The following is a 19,618-nucleotide window of genomic DNA, read 5'->3' as shown; positions in this document are numbered from 1 at the left end:
AGCGGCAGCGGCGGCGCTGGCGGCAGCGGCGGCGCTGGCGGAAGCGGTGGCGCTGGCGGAAGCGGCGGCGCTGGCGGCGCCGGCGGAAGCGGCGGCGCAGCCGGCGCCGGTGGTTCGCCTACGACGCCGGGCCCCGACCAGGAGAGCGGCTGCACCTGCTCGGCGGCCGGTGACGCCACCTCCTCGGGCATGGGCGCCCTCTCCCTTCCCATGGCCGGACTCCTCCTCGCCCTCGCGCGAGGCCGTCGCCGCACGCGACGCTGACCCCGAGATCCAGCCAGACCACGACCTCCCCCGCCAGGATCCCTCCCGCATCGACAGCGATCCCAGGCCGGGGAGGTCGCCCCTCCTCCGCCACGCCCCTGCCCTTCCTTCCCCTCGCGCGGGCCGATCCTTCCCCCGGCCCTCGCCGATCCTTCCCTCCCCATCGGCCGATGCTTCGCCCTCCGGTGGCCAAAGATCTTCACGCGTTCCGTCTCCCAACACACGACGAGGATGGGTAAGCTGCCCCCGAAAGCGAGGATCGTTCCCCCATGGACAACAAAGTCGGTGACCATCTCCTGACGACCGACGAGCACAGCCAGCTGCTCGAACAGCTCAAGTCGATCGTGGAGAAGCTCAAGGCGCACGGGATCACGCTCAGCGTCGACGAGCGCAAGCGCGCCCTCCGCCAGCGCAGAGGCGCGGAGCCGCATATCCAGCGCATCATCGAGATCGCCAAGAAGCACAACGTCTCCCTGAAGACCATTCCCCTCACCGGCCTGGAGAACGACCTCGCCCTCGCGAAGCAGCTCCAGCCGATCGAGGAGGAGCTGCGCGTCGCATTGCAGCTCGCCGAGGACACCGGCATGCAAGCCGGCTCGGAGGCGTGGGAAGCCTTCCTCGCCTATTATGGTGTGCTGTCCTCCATGGGAGAGCGCATGCCGGACCTCGCCGCCGAGCTTCAGTCCGTCGTCGACTTCATGGCGACCGGTCCGCGGAAGAAAAACACCCTCGGCGGGTGAATCCGTTCGTACCACTTCCCGACGTCCATTCCTTGCCCTCCCTTCCATGGCTCCTCCCATTGACGTATTGTCGTCTTTCATGGGACCTCTTCGTTTTGCTGCCATCTCGCTCCTCCTCGGCGTGTTCGCGGCGTCAGGCTGCGGGAACGAAGAATCGGCCACCGAGACCACCCTCGGCACCGGCGGCGGCGCCGGCGGCGGCACGAGCGGCGCCAGCGGCGAAGGCGGCAGCGGCCCGGGCGGGAACAGCCCGAGCGGCGACGGCGGCAGCGCCGCGTCGTGCGAGCCGAACGTGACGGAGCCTTGTTATGGGGGCCCCGCAGGCACGGAGGGCGTCGGGGTTTGCAAGGGCGGCACGCGCACGTGCAACGCCGAGGGCACGGCCTTCGGGGCCTGCGAGGGCGAGGTGCTGCCCTCGCAGGAGAACTGCGCCACCTCCGACGACGAGGACTGCGACGGCGCGACGCCAACGTGCGGGAGCGACAACCTCTGGAGCCGCAGGTTCGGCACGGCCGAGGGCCTCGGGCTGATCGCCGGCAGCGGCGGGCACCCGATCCTCGTGGGTCGTTTTCCCGGTACGCTGAGCTTCGGCGGCAACACGTTCACGAGCTCGGGCGGCTACGACGCGTTCGTCGCGAAGCTCGACGGCGCGTCGGGCGAGCACCTCTGGAGCCGCAGGCTCGGCGGCGGCGAGGATCAAGCCGCGTGGAGCGTCGCCGAGGACGCGGAAGGCAACATCGTCGTCGTCGGCGAGTTCCTCGGGCAGATGAGCGTCGGCGGCGGAAACTCGCTGCAAAGCGAGGGCGGCTTCGACGTCTTCGTCGCCAAATACGACGGCACCGACGGCGAGCACCTGTGGAGCCGGCGCTTCGGCAATAGCGAGGATCAGGTCGCGCGTGGCGTCGCCGTCACGAAGACGGGCGAGATCCTCGTGACCGGCAGCTTCTCCGGCGGCGTCGATTTCGGGACCGGCCTGCTGGAGAGCGCCGGCAGCTTCGACATCTTCGTCCTCACCCTCGACAGCAAAGGAAACACGGTGCGCGCGCAGGCCTACGGCGACGGCGAGGAGCAAAACGCCCGCGCCATCGCGGTCGACGCCGGTGGCAATGCCGTGCTGACCGGGGATTTCCGCGGCGAGATGGAGTTCGGCGGGACGACGATCACGAGCGCAGGTGGCTTCGACCTGTTCGTCGCGCGGTTCGATCCGACGGGCGGCGTGACCTACGCGAAGCGATACGGCGACATGGATCCGCAGCGCGGCTACGCCGTGCGCATGAACGCCGCGGGCAACGCAGTCGTGAGCGGGATCGTGCGCGGCAGCGTGGATTTCGGCGGCGGCACGCTCACCGCGCAGAACCTCGACGTGTTCCTGCTCGAGCTGTCGCCGAGCGGCCATCACGTGAAGAGCTTCATCATGGGCGGCTCGAAGGCGGATACCGCCGGGGGCGTGGCCGTCGGCGCCGGGGGGCGCTTCGTCGTCGCCGGGGGATTCCTGAAAGACGCGACGTTCGGCGGAATCAAGCTGAACGCGCAGGGCGGCGCTTCCTCGCCCGACGCGTTCCTCGCGCGATACGACACGTCGGGCGGCGTCCTGTCGGCGACGGCCTACGGCGACAAGGACGACCAGACCATCACCGCGCTGGCCACCGACGCCGCCGGCCGCGTCTTCATCGCCGCCCAGGCCTCCGGCGTGGTCGACTTCGGCCAGGGCCCGCTCTCGGGCGGCGCCGCGGACCTCGCCCTCGCCAAGCTCGCGCCCTGACCGTCCGCGCGGGCGATCGGCGGCGTCAGTGCTACGCCTCTCTTCGATGCGCCCCGCGACGGTCGCCACCCTCGCGCTCCTCGTGCTCGCCCCGTCCGGCGGGGCCGCCCGTCCGCCACCTCCAGCCGAGGCGCCGTCGGCCCCCGCACCCCAAGCGAACACGAAGGCCGGCATCGTCACCCTGCAGAGCCCGGCCCCCGAGGCGTTCCTGCTCCGCGAAGGCACGTTCACGATGGGCTCGACCCCGACCGAGGTCGCGCACGCGCAGGCCCTCTGCACGCTGGAGCCGATGGGGCGCGAGTGCCCCGAGCAGGTCTTCGGCGACGAGTACCCGCCCCACGACGTCTACCTCTCGGACGTCTGGATCGATCGGACCGAGGTCACGGTCGCACGCTACCGCCGCTGCATCGCCGCGGGGCATTGCCTGGAGCCGCCGTACGCCTCGGGAGCCGCGCGCTTCGATCGGCCGGAGCTACCGGTGGTGATGGTGAGCTGGAACGACGCCGTCGCCTTCTGCAATTGGGCAGGCGGGCGGCTGCCGACCGAGGCGGAGTGGGAGCGCGCGGCGCGCGGCGCGCGGAGCCGGCGTTACCCCTGGGGCAACCTCTGGAACGGCGCGATCGTGAACCACGGCAAGCTGTCCTGGGACGAGCTCGACCCCACCGACGGCTTCCTCGAGCTGGCCCCCGTGGCCTCGTTCCCCGACGGCCGGACCCCGGACGGCTTCGCAGACATGGCGGGGAACGTGGAGGAGTGGGTGGCAGACTACTACGCACCTCGTTATCCGGACGGCAGCGCGATGAACCCGCGTGGTCCGTCGTCGGGAGAGGAGCGGGTGTTGCGAGGCGGCGGATACGTGCACGGGCGGCCGTTCCTGCGCGCAGCGTCGCGGCAGCACGACCTGCCGTCCATGCGAAGGCCCTGGCGCGGCTTCCGTTGTGCCCGCGACGCGTAGCGAACGGGGCCCAGCGGGCTCATAGTGGGCGCGTGAAGATCGCCCACCTGTCGGATCTGCACCTGCTGTCGCTCGAAGGCGCGGTGCCGATGCGCCTCTTCAACAAGCGCATCACGGGCTACATGAACCTGCGCTTCCACCGGAAGTCCGTGCACAAGCCCTTCGCCGTCGAGGCAGCCGCCGCAGAGATCCGCAAGCTCGGCGTCGATCACGTGGTCATCACAGGCGACGTGACGAACCTCGCCCTGGAGGTCGAGTTCGAGCTCGTGAAGAAGCTGGTCGAGGAGGATCTCGGCCTGTCACCCGACCAGATCAGCATGGTGCCGGGCAACCACGACACCTACACGCGCGGCGCCTTCCGGGGAAAGCGCTTCTTCCGGTACTTCGAGCCCTATCTGAAGAGCGATCTGCCGGAGATCCCGGGCCCGTTCCCGTTCGTGCGCCTGCGCGGTCCGGTGGCGCTCATCGGTCTGTCGACCGCCGTGCCAAGGCCGCCGCTCGTCGCCGCCGGCTCACTCCGCCCAAAGCAGCTCGACGCGCTCTCGCAGGCGCTCTCCCACCCCGAAGTGCGCTCGCGCACGCCCATCCTGCTCCAGCACCACCCATGGCACAACCCGTCGCGGCTCGTGAAGACGCTGCTCGAAGGGCTCTACGACGCCAGGGAGCAAGCCGAGCTGCTACGCGGGGTCGAGCGGGGCCTGCTGCTACACGGGCACCTGCACCGCAGGATCCACCGGACGCTGCCCACGGCGCGCGGCCACATCGACGCGGTGGGCGCGACGAGCGCGTCGCTGCTGCACGACAGCGACGAGCGGATGGCAGGCTTCAACCTGTACGAGATCGACGACGCCTCCGGAGCGATCGAGGCGATCCGCTCATGCAAGCTGGATCCCGCGACGAAGACGTTCTCCGAGGTGGCGATTCCAAAGGGCTAGTGGGAGGCGCTTCGCTGGGGCTTTGCCCCAGGCCCCACCAGGAGCTGTCCGCTCCTGGACCTGGACCAGCGCAAGCGCTGGACTCGGGGTCGATGAACTGCGCTCCGCGCAGTTCATCGAACAGCCGGGGTCAAGACTACAGGCGACCCTGCCAGCCAAGACGGCAGCGCTGACGGTTCAACCGGCAAGGCGGTATCAACGGCCTGTGGGAAGAACTGCGCGCAGCGCAGTTCTTCCACGAAAGGTCCAGGGCTGGCCCTGGTTCGGGTCGAGGGGCGAACAGCCCCCGCGGGGTCCGGGGCGGCGCCCCGGCGCGGCGTTCCAGGGTTACAAAACGAACCCGGCGCCGTCGGACGGTTTGAGGTCCGAGGCGCCGGGGTGGACGAGTCGCTCTGCTCAGGTTGCAGCGGCGAGGCGCATCACGTTGATGGCTTGCAGGCCCTTGGGGCCTTCCTTGATCTCGAACTCGACGGTCTCATCCTCGAAGAGGCGCTTCCGGCCTGCGTCCGGCTGCTGGATCTGCGAGTAGTGGACGAAGACGTCGGGGCCTGTGTCCTGCTTGATGAATCCCCAGCCCTTCTCGTCATTGAACCACTTGACTTTACCTACTGCCATAACTCCTCCACTTCACACGACGCTCGCCGATCGCTGTCGATCCCCACGATTTTGCGCGTATCCAGCGCACGCGCCCCCGGTCGAGCGGCGCCAAGGTAGACGTCCGCTCGTCCGACCGTCAAGCGGAGTGCCACCGGCCAGATGCGCGCGGGCACACTCCTGGCGCATGACGCGCACTGCGAAAATGAAATCGCGCCGCGCACGACGCACATGCGTAACGGCGTTCGCTTCCAGGGGAAAATATGACCGGGAAATGACCGAAATTCGGTCCGCCCGGCGTCGGCACGACCATCGCAAGGAGCGGCCGGCATGGAGTTCCCTACCCCCAAAACCGAGATCACGGGCGCCCCTTCCGAGGGGAGCGGTGACGCGATGCAGCGCCCCCGCCCTTATGAACACGCCTCCCGCGATCCGCGGGCGCTCCGCATCCTGGCGAAGACCATCTACCGTGAAATGCGGCAGGGGGGCCTCGCTGAAGAAGACGTGATGTCCGTCGCCGGCGAGCTGCTCTCCCTCGTCGCCGGCGACATGAAGGACCGCCGTGAAAACGGCGAGCCCTCCTCGATCCCGCCTTCGCCTGCCCGCAAGCTGCGCTGATCCGTCCTCACCCCGCGCGCGATCGTCCCCTCTTCGTTGACATGCTCGTCTGGGCTTGCTCGTATTGCCGAGCGTGGCCCGGGGCCCATCCCGCAAGGCCGCCCGAGCGGAATGATTTTCTCGGTCATCATCAGCGAGAAGGGCGGCGCCGAGCGCCGAGAATCCTTCGATCGCGCGGAGATCAACGTCGGCCGCGTGCAGGGCAACGACCTCATGCTGCCGAAAGGCAACGTGTCGAAGCGGCACGCGCGCCTGGTCCTGCGTGACGGCCGCTTCATCGTCACCGACCTGAAGAGCACGAACGGCACGTACGTCAACGGCCGCAAGATCGGGCAACCGACGATCGTCCGTGAGGGCGACAAGATCTACGTCGGCGACTTCGTTCTACGCATCGAAGCAGGCCCCGGCGCGCAGCTCGCCGTCGGGCGCATCCCGAGTGGCGAGTTCAACGCGATGCCCGACATGGGCTCGATGGACGGGCCGCTCTCGTCGCCCGGCAGTCGGCCCTCGGCCGTCCCCGCCAAACCCCGCGACAACGCCGTGCTCACCGGCGAGCAAGCCGCCGACGTGGTGAGCCATTTCCCGCTGGAGAACGATCCCGACGAAGCGCCGGTCCCCGTGCCCGCCCCGCCGCGCGTGCCACGGCCGACCCAGAGCACGAAGCCGAGCGGCTCGATGCTCTCGCCGACCGCGCTCTCGCCGCTGCCAACGCATACCGCCGCCGGCCCGCCGACGCTGAGCGCAGGCCCGAGGCACACGGCGTCGAGCATCCCTGCGCCGCCCCAGAGCCCGTTCCCGCCGACCTTCGGACAAGCCTTCCCGCCGCGGCACGCGGTCCCACCCGGCCCGACGGCGGTGCCTCCGTCCCCGGTGAACCGCACGAACTCGGAGCCGACGCCAGGCCCGTCCGCCCCGCACCGCGCCGCGCTCGTGACCCTCGTGGAGCGCGTGGCCGAGGGGCTCGATCTCGCCCCGCTCGCCGCAGGCGCGCCGATCTCGTCGGCGTTCGCCGCGAAGATCACGACGACGATCGAGGAGCGCGTGGCGGCGATGAAGACCGCGGGCCTCGTGCCGGACGGCGTGGGCATCGAGCAGCTCGCCATGGATGCGCGGCGCGAGCTGCTCGAGCTCGGCGCGTTCGGGCCGCTGCTCGCCGACGACGACGTGGTGGAGATCCACGCACAAGGAAACACGCGTCTCGTCGCGTTCCGTAAAAGCCGCAAGACGCCGACGGGCGAGATGCCGTTCACGAGCGAGGAGGCCGCAACACGAGCGCTGCGTCGGCTGCTCGTCCACGCGGGCGCTTCGCTCGAAGGACCCGGCGCAGTCGACGTGGTCGCGCCGGAGGGATTCCGGATCCTCGGCGTCGTACCCGCGCAGGGCGCGAAGGGGCTGCTCGTCGTGCTGCGCAAGCCGCAGCGGATCGAGGCGAGCACGCTGGAGGATCTCGTGCGCGCCGGGCTGCTCTCGCGAGCCGTGGCGACGCTGCTCGCGCAAAGCATGGCCGGCCGCGCGAACGTGCTCGTCGCAGGCCCGATGGGCTCGGGGCACGGCTCGCTCGTCGCAGCGCTCGCGCAAAGCTTCGCCGCAGAGGAGCGCGTCGTGTCGCTGCAAGACGACGACGAGATCCCCGTGACCCACGCGAACACGCTGTCCATCCCGCTCGGGCCGAGCGCAGACGCAGCCGCAAACGCGACACGCGTCGCCACGCGGATGCGCCCCGACCGGCTCGTGATCGGCGCGCTCGCCGGCCCCGCAGCCTCCGAGCTCGTCTCCGCCCTCGGCGAAGGAGCGGGCAGCGTGCTCGCAGCGACACGCGCGCCCACGCTGCGCCACGCCCTCGCGCGACTCACAGCCGACCTCGTGACAGCGCGCCCCGGCACGAGCGTGGAAGCAGCGCGGGAGGCACTGGCGAGCGCATTCGATCTCGTGCTCGAAGTGGCCCGCCTGCGCGACGGCCGCGCGCGGCTCATGCGCGTCGCAGATCTACGCGTGGAAGGCGGCGCGCTCACGGCGCGAGACATCTTCACGTTCCTGATCGAGCGAACCGCCGCAGGCGGGACGATCGAGGGCACGCTGCACCCGACAGGCGTGGTTCCAGCCCTCGCGGAAGACCTGGCAGCGCGGGGCACGCCGGTCGATCCAGCGATCTTCCGACGCACGAAGTAAAGAAGCGTCGGAGAGCCGAGCGCATCTTGACGAGTCTCGGCAGGACGACGACGTTCGACTACGCTACCCTGTAAGCGTCCCGCTGCTGGTGACGTAACGGCAGCGGCGGATCAAAGGGCAACAAGAAGCGAACATGGCCATCCGCACCATCCTGCATTATCCCGACCCTCGCCTTCGCGAGAAGGCCCAGCCGGTCGAGCGCATCACGCCCGAGATCGAGCGGCTCATCGACGACATGGCCGAGACCATGTACGCAGCGCCAGGCGTGGGCCTCGCAGCCACGCAGATCGGCGAGCCGCACCGGATCTTCATCATCGACATCGCCGGCGAGGACGAACCAAGCAACCTCATGGTCTTCGTCAACCCGGAGATCCTGTCGAAGGTCGGCGAAGAGGTGGGCGCCGAAGGCTGTCTGTCCTTCCCCGGCGTGAGCGAAGACATCAAGCGCGCAACCGAGGTCCGCGTGCGCGCCCAAGGCCGCGACGGCAAGGCATTCGAGCTCGCAGCCGACGGCCTGCTCGCCGTGGCCATCCAGCACGAGAACGATCACCTCGACGGCGTGCTGATGATCGACCGCGTGGGCATGCTGAAGAAGCGCATCATCCAGCGCAAAATGCAGAAGCGCCCGAACGCGACCGGCTGATTGACGTCGCGTTCAGGCGGGAGCCGCCGCGCCGGGGCTCTGCCCCGGACCCCGCGGGGGCTGTTCGCCCCTCGACCCGAACCAGGGCCAGCCCTGGACCTCTGGGCATCGACTGCGCGATGCGCAGTCGATGCGGGGAAAGTTTTTTCAAGCTGTCCGCCCCCCTCTTTGCAGGGCCAGCCCTGGACCCTTTGGGGAAGAACTGCGCGATGCGCAGTTCTTCCCACAGGCCGGTGGGACCACCTCGCCGGTTGAACCGTGGCCGCTGCCGTCTTGGCTGGCAGGGTCGCCGCCGGTCTTGAATCGGCCGTTCGATGAACTGCGCATCGCGCTGAACCGTGGCCGCTGCCGTCTTGGCTGGCAGGGTCGCCGCCGGTCTTGAATCGGGCCGTTCGATGAACTGCGCATCGCGCAGTTCATCGACCACGAGTCCAGCGCTTGCGCTGGTCCGGGTGCAGGGGCGGACAGCCCCTGCTGGGGTCTGGGGCAACGCCCCAGCCGCGCCTCAACGCGGGAACGACAGCGGCCCGCTGACGTACGCGTCGCGGCCGCAGAGTGCCCAGCGGGGATCGACGATCCGCGGCGCCTCGCTCGGCGTGTCTGGGCCTGCCCAGTCGACGGCGCCGGGACGGCCACGCGGCCCTAGCAGGATGGGCGCGATGAAGGCGTGGAGCTCGTCCGCGAGGCGCGCCGCGAGCAGGCTGCCCGCGAGCTCTGCGCCGCCCTCGACGAGCATCGATACCACGCCTTGTGCCGCGAGGATGCGCAGCGCCGCCGACACCTCCACGCGGCCCTCTGCGGAGTTCGGCACGCGGAGCACCACGCAGCCAGCGTCGGCGAGTGCTTGCTCGTTCGCTCCGGGCGCGTCCTCGCCCGTGAGTACCCACGTCGGCACTTCGCGCGCGGTTTGCACGAGCCGGCTGTGCAGCGGCAAGCGCAGGTGCGTGTCGAAGACCGCGCGGGTCGGGCAACGCCCTTGCTCGGCGAGACCGGGCGTACGCACCGTGAGGCGCGGATCGTCTGCGAGCGCCGTCCCGATGCCGACGCCGACGACGTCGTGCTGCGCGCGGAGCTCCTGGACCTTCGCCCGCGCCTCGGGGCCCGTGACCCACTTCGAGGCGCCGCTGCGGGTCGCGATGCGACCGTCGAGCGAAAGCGCAAGCTTGAGCGACACGTACGGCATGCCCATCGTGATGAACTTCGACCACGGCGCGATGAGTGCGCGTGCCTCGGCGCCTGCGACGCCCACGTCGACCGTCACGCCCGATTCCGTGAGACGCGCCGCGCCTCCGCCGTCGACGTTCGGGTTTGGATCGAGGCACCCGATGACCACGCGGCGGATGCCTGCCCGCAGGATGTTGTCGACGCAGGGCGGCGTGCGGCCGTGATGGTTGCAGGGCTCGAGCGTGACGAACAGCGTGCCGCCGCGCGCGGCCTCGCCGGCGCGGCGCAGGGCTACCGTCTCGGCGTGCTCTTCCCCGGCGCGCAGGTGGTACGACGACGCGACGACCTCCCCCGCTTCGCTGACGACCACGGCTCCGACCGGCGGGTTCGGCGATGGCTGGGACTTCTTCGCCTCCTCGAGCGCGAGGCGCATCGTGGCGAGATCGAAATCGGGGTCGGGAGCAGTCGTCATGGGTCAGCCCGGATCTACTAGGGGCCCTTCGCCTTCACAAGCTTACCCAGCTCGCGGAGGAACTCGTCCACGTCTCGGAAGGAGCGGTAGACGCTGGCGAAGCGGACGTAGGCGACCTCGTCGAGGTCGCGGAGGTGGTTCATCACTCGCTCGCCGAGCTCGGCGCTCGTCACTTCGCGCCGCTCCGACTCCTGCACCTCGCGCTCGATCGCGTCCACCACGACCTCCAGCCGGTCCACCGAGACGGGCCGCTTGTTGCAGGCGGTCCGGAGGCCTCGCATGAGCTTGGCTCGATCGAACGGTTCGCGCCGGCCGTCTTTTTTCACGACGGTCGGCAGGACGTCCTCGACGCGCTCGTACGTCGTGAACCGACGACCACAAGCGGCGCATTCGCGGCGCCTGCGCACAACGTCACCCGACCCGGGCGCGCGGGACTCGACGACCTTGTCTTCGAGGTGCCCGCAGAACGGGCACCTCATCGCTTAGCCCTCGAAGCGGGAGAACACGAGCGCAACGTTGGTGCCCCCGAACCCGAACGAGTTCGACATGACGTTCCGGAGACGGCGATCGCGCGCGACGAGCGGGACGCAGTCGAGCACGCAATCGGGATCCTGCTCCTCGAGGTTCGCCGTCGGCGGGACCTTGCCGTCGTGCAGCGCGAGCACGGAGAGGGCTGCCTCGACAGCGCCTGCGCCGCCGAGCAGGTGCCCCGTCACGGACTTCGTCGAGCTCACCCAGAGCCCGTGTCCGGTTGCGTGCTCGCCGAACACTTTCACGATCGCGCGCGCCTCCTCGATGTCGCCGTGGGGCGTCGAGGTGCCGTGCGCGTTGATGTATTCGATGTCCGTCGGCGAGAGCTTCGCGTCCACGAGCGCTTGTTTCATCGCGCGCTGCGCGCCTTCGCCTTCCGGCGCGGGCTTCGTCAGGTGGTACGCGTCGCACGTGGCGCCGTAGCCGGTCACCTCGCCGTAGATCTTCGCGCCGCGGCGCTTGGCGTGCGAGAGCGACTCGAGCAGCAGCGTCGCCGCGCCCTCGCCCATGACGAACCCGTCGCGGCCCTTGTCCCAGGGCCGGCTCGCGCGCGTGGGCTCGTCGTTGCGCCGCGAGAGGGCGAACATCGCGCCGAAGCCGGCGGCCGCGAGCCCCGTGATCGTCGCTTCCGTGCCGCCCGCGAGCATGAGAGGCGTGCGGCCGCGACGGATCCACTCGAAGGCTTCGCCGATCGAGTGACCGCTCGACGCGCACGCGCTCGTGTTGCAGTAGCTCGGCCCCTTGAGGTCGAGGGCCATTGCGACCTGGCCGGCGGCGAGGTTCGCGATGACCTGCGGGATGAAGTAGGGGCTGACCTTCGAGGGCCCCTTTTCGAGAAGCACCTGCGCGTACTGGTACAGGTTCTCGAGCCCGCCGAGGCCGACACCGATGAACGTGCCGCACGCCTCGCGCTCCTCGTCGGAGAGCTCGATCGCCGCGTCCTTCATGCAGAGCTGCGAGGCGGCGACCGAGAGGTGGGCGAAGCGGCCCATCTCGCGGAGCTTCTTCTTGGGGATGAAGTTTTCCGCGACGAACCCTTTCACCTCGCCCGCGATGCGCGTCGAATACTGCGACGCATCGAAGAGGGTGATGGGTCCGATCCCGGACTCGGCCGCGAGCACGGAGCGCCACGTCTCCGTGGTTCCGATGCCGTTTGGGGTGACGAGACCGATGCCGGTGATGACGACGCGTTCCATACTCGCTTCGCCCAGGATGGACCGAGGATGAGGCCCTCGCTAGGGCGCTCGGGCGCTACTTCTTGGTGTGCGAATTGATGTAGTCGATCGCATCCTGCACGGACCGGATCTTCTCCGTGTCCTCGTCCGGGATGTCGATCTCGAACGCCTCTTCAAAGGCGAGCACGAGCTCCACGAGGCCGAGCGAATCTGCGCCCAGGTCGTCGATGAACGTCGATTCGGGCTTGATGTCCTTCTCTTCGACGTCGAGCTGTTCCTTGATGATCCGTTTGACCTCGGCCGAGATGTCGCGACCTTCCGCCATGGCGTCCTCCGGGAAAAAGCGGTCCCCTCCTAACCCATCGTTCGAGCTTTTGCACCACCTTCGTGGCGTGCGAAACGCTTTTTACATGTACATGCCGCCGTTTACGCGGATGGTCTCGCCCGTGATGTAAGAAGCAGCATCCGAGCAGAGGAAGACCACCGCGGCAGCCACCTCTTCCGGCTTTCCAGTGCGACCGAGAGGAATGGCCTTCAGCATGCCTTCCTTCACCTCGGTCCCGAGCGACGAGGTCATGTCGGTGTCGATGAAGCCGGGCGCGACCACGTTCACCGTGATGCTCCGCGAAGCGTACTCGCGCGCGAGCGTCTTCGAGAGGCCGAGGAGCGCCGCCTTCGACGCGGCGTAGACCGCCTGCCCGGCGTTGCCCATCTCGCCGACGATGCTCGACAGGAACACGATGCGGCCCGCGCGGGCGCGCATCATGGGCTTGATCGCCGCGCGCGCGCAGCCGATCGCGCCCTTCACGTTCACCGCGAAGACGCGATCGATCTCCTCTTCCTTCACGCGCAGGACGAGGTTGTCGACGGCGATGCCCGCGTTCGCCACGACGATGTCGAGGCGGCCGAGCCGCTTCGCCAAGGCCGCGATCGCCTCGTCGGTGGCCTGCATGTCCGCCACGTCGAAGCCGAGCGCTTCGGCCTTGCCGCCGCGCTCCTCGATCGCCTGCACGACGCGCCGCGCCTCTTCCTCGCCGCGCACGTAGTTGACGACGACGTACGCGCCTTGCGCCGCGAGCGCCTCCGCCGTTGCCCGACCGATCCCACGTGAAGCGCCCGTCACGAGCGCGACCTTGCCGCTCAGACCGAACATGTCTCAAGCCTCCAGGAACGCAGCTGCCGCGTCGATCCCCGCCGGATCCGAGACGCTCAGCACCTTGATGGATTTCGCGATTCGCTTCACGAGCCCGGCGAGCACCTTGCCAGGCCCGAGCTCGAGCGCGTGCGTCACGCCCTCGGCCGCCATGCGCTCGACCGAAGCGGACCAGAGGACCGCGCCGTCGATCTGCCGCAGCAAGAGCTCGGCGACCCGCCCGGGATCGGTGTTCGGTGACGCGTCGACGTTGGCGATCACCGGGAAGGCGAGCGGATGGATCACGACCCGCTCGAGCGCAGGGGCGAGCGCCTCGCGCGCGCTCCGCATGAGCGCGCAGTGGAAGGGCGCGCTGACCTTGAGCTGCACGGCCTTGCCGCCGCGCGCGACCACGAGATCACCCGCACGCGCGACCGCGTCCTTGTGCCCCGCGATCACCACCTGCCCCGGCGCGTTGTAGTTCGCCGGCGAAACGATCTCCCCCGCGGCCGCCTCCTCGCAGATCGCTATGATCGCCTCGGCGTCGAGCCCCATGATCGCCGACATCGCGCCTTCGCCCGGAGGCACGGCGGCCTGCATCGCGGAGCCGCGCAGGCGGCAGAGGCGCACGGCGTCTTCGAGCTCGATCGCGCCCGCCGCGCAGAGGGCGCTGTACTCGCCGAGCGAGTGCCCCGCGGCGAACACGGGCGGCGCGAGGTCCGGGTGCCGCTCGCGTAGCGCCGCCACGATGGCCGCGCTCGCCGCCACGATCGCGGGCTGCGTGTTCGCGGTGAGCGTGAGCTCCTCCATCGGACCTTCGAAGCAGAGCCGGGAGAGCGGCTCGCCGAGAGCTTCGTCGGCGCGCTCGAACGTGCGGCGCGCGGCCTCCGACGTCGCGGCGAGCTCCTTGCCCATGCCGACGAGCTGCGAGCCTTGACCAGGGAACAACCAGGCGACCTTCGTGCTTCGTTGCATCGACGCGGACTCCCGAGTGCTACGTCGCGGGATGAATTTTTGTGCTCAAAGGATCGGCGGCAGCGCGCGAAGAACCGTCACATCCGGACGAGCGCCGCGCCCCAGGAGATCCCGGCGCCGAGGGCGCACATGAGGACGTTTTGCCCGGTCTGGATGCGCCCGTCGCGCACGGCCTCGTCGAGCGCGATGGGGATCGATGCGCTCGACGTGTTGCCGTACTCCTGGATGTTGATGACGAACTTCTCCATCGGGAAGTTCAGCCGATCGGCGACCTGCGTGATGATGCGCAGGTTCGCCTGATGGGCGACGACCCAGTCGAGATCGGCGCTCGTCAGGCCCGAGGCCTTGAGGACCGCGGTGGACGCGCTCGTCAGGTTCTTGATGGCGGTCCGGAAGATCTCCTGCCCCATCATGTGGACCTTGTTGCGCTTCTTCGCGAGGCCCTCCTCCGTGAGCGGCTCGGCCGTACCGCCGCCGGGGATCGTGAGCGCGTGCGCGAGCGATCCGTCGGTGAAGATGCGCGTGGCGAGCAGGCCCCGACCGTCGCCCTCCGCGGGCCCGAGCACGACCGCGCCCGCGCCGTCCCCGAAGAGGACGCACGTCGTACGATCCTGCCAGTTGAGCAGCCTCGACAAGAGCTCGACGCCGACCACGAGGACGCAGCGCGCCGCGCCGGTGGCGATGAACTGATCGGCGATGGTGAGGCCGTAGATGAAGCCGGCGCACGCGGCCGACACGTCGAAGGCCGGGATGTTGTCGGCGCCGAGCTTCTGCTGCACGTGCACGGCGCACGCGGGCATGGGGCTGTCGCCGCTGATCGTCCCGACGATGATCATGTCGATGTCGGCGGCGTTGAGGCCCGCCGACTCGAGGGCGCGGCGCGCGGCGGCCGCCGCCATGTCGCTCGTGTTCTCGTTGTCGGCCGCGATGTGCCGGCGCCGGATGCCCGTGCGCTCCGCGATCCAAGCGTCGGACGTGTCGACGATCTTCTCGAGGTCGACGTTGGCGAGGACCTTCTCGGGGACGTAATGGCCGGTCCCGAGGATGCGACTCTTCGGTGTGGGGAGCGCGCTCATGGTGACAAGGTAGCAGGGCGCCGAGGCGGCGCGTGTTCTAGCGATGGACCTCGACCCGTGCTTCCGCGCAGTTCATCGCGGAGCGCCGAGATCCATGTACGCACGCGGTGCCCGGCGCGAGCCCATCTCGAAGCCACGCCCTGCGTGGTGCGGGCGCCCTCCGAGACGGGCAAGCCGGGGATATGCGGTGGACTCAGGTGGTCGCGGCCTTGACGGCCTTCGCCTTGCGACCCTTGTAGAAGCCACAGGCGCCGCAGGCGCGGTGCGGAAGCGCCGCCTCCCCGCAGTTCGCGCAGGCAACCACCTGCACCGGGGTGACCTTGTCGTGGTTCGCGCGCCGCATGTCGCGCTTGCTCGGGGTGGTTTTCCTCTTCGGGACGGCCACGGGCTACTCCTTCTTCGTCTTCTTCTGCTGGGACGCGTCGGCGCTGCCGGCCGCGGCCCCTTGATCTTCGTTCGGCCCGCGCGAGCCGCTCGCCTTGGAGAGCGCGGCGCGCAAAGCGCCGAGGGGCGCGAGCCTGGGGTCGATGGGCGGCTCGACGCCACCCTCGACGGCCTCGGGGGAGGCGGGACGGATACCCGGACACGCCTCGGAGCACAAGGGGAAGATGGGCATCTCGAGCAGAATCGCCTCGCGGATGAACCCGTCGAGCACGATCGTCTCACCGTCGTAGACGTCGACCTCCGCCTCGTCCGAGGAAAACTCGTACTCCGGCAGCTCCTTTTCCTTCGACGCCCGCTTGCCCGTCTCGGTCTTCGTGCTCCCGCCCGCGGCCTTCTTCGCCTGCGCCGCCGCGCGCTTCTCGTCCGCCTTCTGCGCGAGCACCTGAGGTGCGGCGGGCTTGAGGAGGAGCGACATCTCCGCGTCGACGTCGATCTTCGTCGACTCGAGGCATCGAGCGCACGGCGTCTGCAAGAGGGCGTGCACGCGCCCGCGCACGACGATCTCGGCCCCGGAGCGTGAGATCCGCCCCGAGATGTGCCCCGGCTCGGCGCCACGGAAGTCACAGTCGCTGAGCTGCTCGTCGAGCCACGCGACAGGCAGGTCCGCCGCGATCGAGCGACCAGCGGCGTCGATGTCTCCGGCAGGAATGGCGAAGAGCGGCATGGTCGACTCCTGAGGGCGAGAGCGAGCTCGCGGTAGCCGTGACGTTCGCCATGGCCGCGCGAGGCGGGAGCAACTAGCGCACGGTCGGGGTGCTCGCAAGCTTCCCGGCGCAGGTTCGACCGCCGAAGGCCATGGTAGGGTGCGCCCAGCACGCATGGACCGCCCGCTCGAACGGCCCGACGATCGATCGCGAAGGTGGCTCTTTGCCGCTGCGATCTACACGTTGGTCACGGTCGTATGTCTCGTCACGACGGGGCGCGAGCGGCTCGCGACGCACACGCCATTCAACCACTTCGCCTTGCTCGCCGACGCGTGGCTGCATGGCCGCCTCGACCTCGGCGGACCTCCTCCCGCGTACACGGGGAACAACGATTTCGTCGCGTGGGAAGGCAAGCACTACGTGAGCTTTCCGCCGTTCCCCGCGGTCCTCTTGCTGCCCGCAGTCAAGCTCGCGGGCAGCGTCGATCGCGTCCGGGACGGCCAGTTCTTCGCGCTCTTCACGGGCCTCGCACCGGCGCTCCTGTACCTCGGCCTCGACGCGCTCGCCCGCGCCGGCAGGACGGGACGATCCGAGCGGGAGAACGTGCTGCTCTCCCTGCTCTTCGCGTTCGGCACCGTGTACTGGTTCTCCGCCGTGCAAGGCACGGTCTGGTTCGCCGCGCACGTCGTCGGCGCGGCGCTCGCTGCGCTCTACCTCTTCGCGTCCGTGGGCGCCGCGCACCCGATCCTCGCGGGCCTCGCGATCGGCCTCGGCTTCGCCACGCGCACGCCGCTCGGCTTCGCGTTCCCCCTCTTCGTGTACGAGGCGATCCGAGCGAGCGTGCGCTCGGGCGCGAGCGAGCGCGTGCGCCTCGCGGACGTGGATGCGCGAGCGCTCGCGAAGAAGCTCGTGCTCTTCGCCGTGCCTTCGGCCGCGGTGCTCGGCGTCCTGCTCTGGTACAACGCCGCGCGGTTCGGCGATCCGTTCGAGTTCGGCCACCGGCTCCTGGCGATCACGTGGCGGGCGCGCATCGAGCGGTGGGGGCTCTTCTCGTACCACTACCTAGGCCGCAACCTCGGCGTGCTCCTGACGTCCCTGCCCTACACGGGCACGAGCGGCGCGCCGTTCCAGATCAACGCGCACGGACTCGCGCTCTGGGTCACGACGCCCATCTACGCATGGGTGCTCTGGCCGCGGCGCACGCCGCCTTCGTTCTGGGCCGTCGCGCTCACGGCCGCGTGCGTCGCGCTGCCGAGCTTGCTCTACCAGAACAGCGGCTGGATCCAGTTCGGCTACCGCTTCTCCAACGACTTCGCCGTGTTCCTGTTCGCGCTCCTCGCGCTCGGCAGGAGGCGGCTCGGCGGCTTCTTCTGGGCGCTCGCCGTGGTCTCCGTCCTCGTCAACGCGTTCGGCGCGGTCACCTTCCAGCGCGCCGCTTACGGTCGGTTCTACTTCGTGGATCCGACCCAGAAAATTCTCCACCAGCCCGATTGACGTGACGCACCTCGCGCGGCCCGGGGACACCGCGTCGACCTTGTGGTAGCTCGTCCCCGCCATGTCCGAAGTCCTCCTCGATCCGGTCGCGGTGGCCCGAGGTCTCCGCCGCGTCGCAGGTGAGATCGCCGAGCACGGCGGCGTCCGCGACCTCGCGCTGGTCGGCATACGGCGCGGCGGCGAGCCCCTCGCGGAGAGGCTCGCCGCGCTGCTCCGCGAGCTCGAAGGCGAAGCTCCGCCGACGGGCTCCATCGACATCACCCTCTACCGCGACGACGCCGCGACGGCCCTGCCGAACCCCAAGATCGGCCCGAGCCGCATCCCCTTCGAGGTGCGCGGCAAGCGCGTCGTGCTCGTCGACGACGTCATCTACACAGGCCGCACGATCCGCGCGGCGCTCGACGCGGTGCTCGACTACGGCCGCCCGCGCCGCATCGAGCTCTGCGTGCTCGTCGACCGCGGCGGCCGCGAGCTGCCCATCCACCCGGACTACACCGTGCGCCGCGTGGAGCTCAGCCCCGGCCAGAGGATCGAGGTCACGCAGAGGGACGACGGCGCGTGGGCCACCATCGAAGACGCATCCACCCTGGGGGGAACGTGACGACAGCACGCGCGCGATATCCGCACCGCCACCTGCTCGGGATCGAGGCCCTGGAGAGCAACGAGATCCTCTCGATCCTGGACGCCGCGGAGAGCTTCTTCGACGTCTCGCGGCGCAGCGTCCGAAAGGTGCCGACGCTCCGGGGCAAGACGGTGATCAACCTCTTCTACGAGCCCTCCACGCGCACGCGGACCTCGTTCGAGCTCGCGGGCAAAAGGCTCTCGGCGGACGTCATCAACATCAGCGTGTCCACGTCGAGCGCGGTCAAGGGCGAGACGCTCCTCGACACGGTGAAGAACCTCGAAGCGATGTGCCCCGACGTCCTCGTCATCCGGCATCAAGCGTCGGGCGCGCCGCACTACGTTGCGTCACGCACGAAGGCCGCCGTGGTCAATGCGGGTGACGGGACGCACGAGCACCCCACGCAAGCGCTGCTCGACGCGTTCACGATTCGGCGCCGCAAGGGCCGGCTCGAGGGCCTCGTCGTGGCCATCTGCGGCGACGTCCTGCACAGCCGCGTGGCGCGCTCGAACGCGCTTCTGTTGCGGAAGATGGGGGCCACGGTGCGCTTCGCGGGCCCTCGCACGCTCCTGCCGCCCGCGGCCGAGGCGCTCGGCGCGGAGGTACACGATCGACTCGAACCCGCGCTCGAAGGGGCCGACGTGGTGATGATGCTCCGCGTCCAGCGCGAACGCCTCGCGGGCACGTTCTTGCCGAGCACCCGCGAGTACAGCAGGAAGTTCGGGCTCAACGAGGCGCGACTCGCGCTGGCAGCGCCCGACGCCATCGTGATGCACCCCGGCCCGATGAACCGAGGTGTGGAGATCGACCCCGCCGTGGCGGATGGCTCACGCAGCGTCATTCTCGATCAGGTGGAAGCGGGCGTCGCCGTGCGCATGGCGGTCTTGTGGATGGTCGCGACGGAGGCCGAGGGAGAGCCGACCGCGGGCGCGTGATCGCGGATGATCATTGACGCTCCCTGCCGCCCGCAGGACAAACCGTTCGAGAGGCGCGGGCGACGTCGAGCACGCGGGCCGCGCCTCGGGGCGGTGAACCATGAAAAGGGCCGACGAGCGTCCCCGCGGCGCGAGCGGAAAACGAGCTCCAAGCGCAAGTTCGTCCGGTGAAACCCCTGCGGCGGGCAAGCGCCGCGGTGCTTCGTTTCCATCGACGCCGGCATCCCCTTCCACGTGGTGTCCCGACGGCGCCCCGCCGCTGTCTCCAGATGCC

Annotated in this window: 20 protein-coding genes and 1 pseudogene; 11 read left to right on the top strand and 10 right to left on the bottom strand. The window is 69.6% G+C overall.

Annotated elements, in window-relative coordinates; genetic code table 11:
- The 5 genes and pseudogenes from QHF85_RS37205 to QHF85_RS37185 form a co-directional block, all read left to right on the top strand.
- A pseudogene (locus QHF85_RS37205) lies at positions 1 to 264 on the top strand (concanavalin A-like lectin/glucanase-domain-containing protein); the annotation flags it as partial.
- A gap of 269 nt (positions 265 to 533) precedes the next feature.
- Complete coding sequence (locus QHF85_RS37200) at positions 534 to 1,004, top strand: hypothetical protein (protein WP_281332161.1); 471 nt, start codon at positions 534 to 536, stop codon at positions 1,002 to 1,004.
- 79 nt (positions 1,005 to 1,083) lie between these two features.
- Positions 1,084 to 2,766 carry a hypothetical protein gene (locus QHF85_RS37195; RefSeq protein ID WP_281332160.1) on the top strand — a complete coding sequence of 561 codons (1,683 nt, stop codon included), beginning with the start codon at positions 1,084 to 1,086 and terminating at the stop codon, positions 2,764 to 2,766.
- A 46-nt stretch (positions 2,767 to 2,812) separates the two neighbouring features.
- Positions 2,813 to 3,721 carry an SUMF1/EgtB/PvdO family nonheme iron enzyme gene (locus tag QHF85_RS37190; RefSeq protein WP_281332159.1) on the top strand — a complete coding sequence of 303 codons (909 nt, stop codon included), beginning with the start codon at positions 2,813 to 2,815 and terminating at the stop codon, positions 3,719 to 3,721.
- Between the two features lie 32 nt (positions 3,722 to 3,753).
- The gene (locus QHF85_RS37185) at positions 3,754 to 4,656 is read left to right on the top strand and encodes a metallophosphoesterase (protein ID WP_281332158.1); all 903 of its coding nucleotides are present in this window, start codon (positions 3,754 to 3,756) and stop codon (positions 4,654 to 4,656) included.
- 396 nt (positions 4,657 to 5,052) lie between these two features.
- Here the strand turns inward: QHF85_RS37185 and QHF85_RS37180 are convergent, their stop codons facing one another.
- Entirely contained in the window at positions 5,053 to 5,271 is a 219-nt protein-coding gene (locus QHF85_RS37180) for a cold-shock protein (RefSeq protein ID WP_281332157.1), read from the bottom strand.
- Between the two features lie 309 nt (positions 5,272 to 5,580).
- Here QHF85_RS37180 and QHF85_RS37175 point away from each other — a divergent pair, with 309 nt between their 5' ends.
- The 3 genes from QHF85_RS37175 (at position 5,581) to def (ending at position 8,680) form a co-directional block, all read left to right on the top strand.
- Positions 5,581 to 5,868 (top strand): hypothetical protein, encoded by a 288-nt coding sequence (locus QHF85_RS37175; RefSeq protein WP_281332156.1) that lies wholly within the window; start codon positions 5,581 to 5,583, stop codon positions 5,866 to 5,868.
- Positions 5,869 to 5,979: 111 nt separating this feature from the next.
- Positions 5,980 to 8,037 (top strand): ATPase, T2SS/T4P/T4SS family, encoded by a 2,058-nt coding sequence (locus tag QHF85_RS37170; protein ID WP_281332155.1) that lies wholly within the window; start codon positions 5,980 to 5,982, stop codon positions 8,035 to 8,037.
- Between the two features lie 133 nt (positions 8,038 to 8,170).
- Positions 8,171 to 8,680 (top strand): peptide deformylase, encoded by a 510-nt coding sequence (gene def / locus QHF85_RS37165; RefSeq protein ID WP_281332154.1) that lies wholly within the window; start codon positions 8,171 to 8,173, stop codon positions 8,678 to 8,680.
- A gap of 505 nt (positions 8,681 to 9,185) precedes the next feature.
- On the opposite strand, the gene ribD is transcribed toward def, so the two are convergent.
- The 9 genes from ribD to QHF85_RS37120 all read right to left on the bottom strand — a co-directional run bounded on the left by ribD (position 9,186) and on the right by QHF85_RS37120 (position 16,313).
- Complete coding sequence (gene ribD / locus QHF85_RS37160) at positions 9,186 to 10,316, bottom strand: bifunctional diaminohydroxyphosphoribosylaminopyrimidine deaminase/5-amino-6-(5-phosphoribosylamino)uracil reductase RibD (RefSeq protein WP_281332153.1); 1,131 nt, start codon at positions 10,314 to 10,316, stop codon at positions 9,186 to 9,188.
- Between the two features lie 17 nt (positions 10,317 to 10,333).
- Positions 10,334 to 10,795, bottom strand: a complete 462-nt coding sequence (gene nrdR, locus QHF85_RS37155) for a transcriptional regulator NrdR (protein ID WP_136931831.1) — start codon at positions 10,793 to 10,795, stop codon at positions 10,334 to 10,336.
- Between the two features lie 3 nt (positions 10,796 to 10,798).
- Positions 10,799 to 12,043 carry a beta-ketoacyl-ACP synthase II gene (gene fabF, locus QHF85_RS37150; protein ID WP_281332152.1) on the bottom strand — a complete coding sequence of 415 codons (1,245 nt, stop codon included), beginning with the start codon at positions 12,041 to 12,043 and terminating at the stop codon, positions 10,799 to 10,801.
- A 55-nt stretch (positions 12,044 to 12,098) separates the two neighbouring features.
- A complete protein-coding gene (acpP, locus tag QHF85_RS37145; RefSeq protein ID WP_272422398.1) occupies positions 12,099 to 12,347 on the bottom strand; it encodes an acyl carrier protein in 249 nt (82 codons plus the stop codon).
- A gap of 81 nt (positions 12,348 to 12,428) precedes the next feature.
- A complete protein-coding gene (fabG, locus tag QHF85_RS37140) occupies positions 12,429 to 13,175 on the bottom strand; it encodes a 3-oxoacyl-[acyl-carrier-protein] reductase (protein ID WP_281332151.1) in 747 nt (248 codons plus the stop codon).
- Positions 13,176 to 13,178: 3 nt separating this feature from the next.
- Positions 13,179 to 14,129, bottom strand: coding sequence for an ACP S-malonyltransferase (gene fabD, locus QHF85_RS37135; protein ID WP_281332150.1), 951 nt, complete (start codon positions 14,127 to 14,129; stop codon positions 13,179 to 13,181).
- Between the two features lie 77 nt (positions 14,130 to 14,206).
- Entirely contained in the window at positions 14,207 to 15,205 is a 999-nt protein-coding gene (locus tag QHF85_RS37130) for a beta-ketoacyl-ACP synthase III (protein ID WP_281332149.1), read from the bottom strand.
- A 193-nt stretch (positions 15,206 to 15,398) separates the two neighbouring features.
- Positions 15,399 to 15,590 carry a 50S ribosomal protein L32 gene (gene rpmF, locus QHF85_RS37125; RefSeq protein ID WP_281332148.1) on the bottom strand — a complete coding sequence of 64 codons (192 nt, stop codon included), beginning with the start codon at positions 15,588 to 15,590 and terminating at the stop codon, positions 15,399 to 15,401.
- 3 nt (positions 15,591 to 15,593) lie between these two features.
- Positions 15,594 to 16,313 (bottom strand): DUF177 domain-containing protein, encoded by a 720-nt coding sequence (locus tag QHF85_RS37120; RefSeq protein ID WP_281332147.1) that lies wholly within the window; start codon positions 16,311 to 16,313, stop codon positions 15,594 to 15,596.
- Positions 16,314 to 16,467: 154 nt separating this feature from the next.
- On the opposite strand from QHF85_RS37120, the gene QHF85_RS37115 reads away from it, so the two are divergent.
- The 3 genes from QHF85_RS37115 (at position 16,468) to QHF85_RS37105 (ending at position 19,344) form a co-directional block, all read left to right on the top strand.
- Positions 16,468 to 17,787: a hypothetical protein gene (locus tag QHF85_RS37115; RefSeq protein ID WP_281332146.1), complete on the top strand. Its 1,320-nt coding sequence runs from the start codon at positions 16,468 to 16,470 to the stop codon at positions 17,785 to 17,787.
- A gap of 61 nt (positions 17,788 to 17,848) precedes the next feature.
- The gene (pyrR, locus tag QHF85_RS37110; protein ID WP_281332145.1) at positions 17,849 to 18,388 is read left to right on the top strand and encodes a bifunctional pyr operon transcriptional regulator/uracil phosphoribosyltransferase PyrR; all 540 of its coding nucleotides are present in this window, start codon (positions 17,849 to 17,851) and stop codon (positions 18,386 to 18,388) included.
- Complete coding sequence (locus tag QHF85_RS37105; RefSeq protein ID WP_281332144.1) at positions 18,385 to 19,344, top strand: aspartate carbamoyltransferase catalytic subunit; 960 nt, start codon at positions 18,385 to 18,387, stop codon at positions 19,342 to 19,344. The genes pyrR and QHF85_RS37105 overlap by 4 nt, the downstream gene beginning before the upstream one ends.
- Positions 19,345 to 19,618: the final 274 nt, after the last annotated feature.

The sequence above is a fragment of the Polyangium sp. 6x1 genome (assembly GCF_029946515.1).
Lineage (GTDB): Bacteria > Myxococcota_A > Polyangia > Polyangiales > Polyangiaceae > Polyangium.
This window is presented reverse-complemented; position numbering and strand designations above follow the sequence as displayed.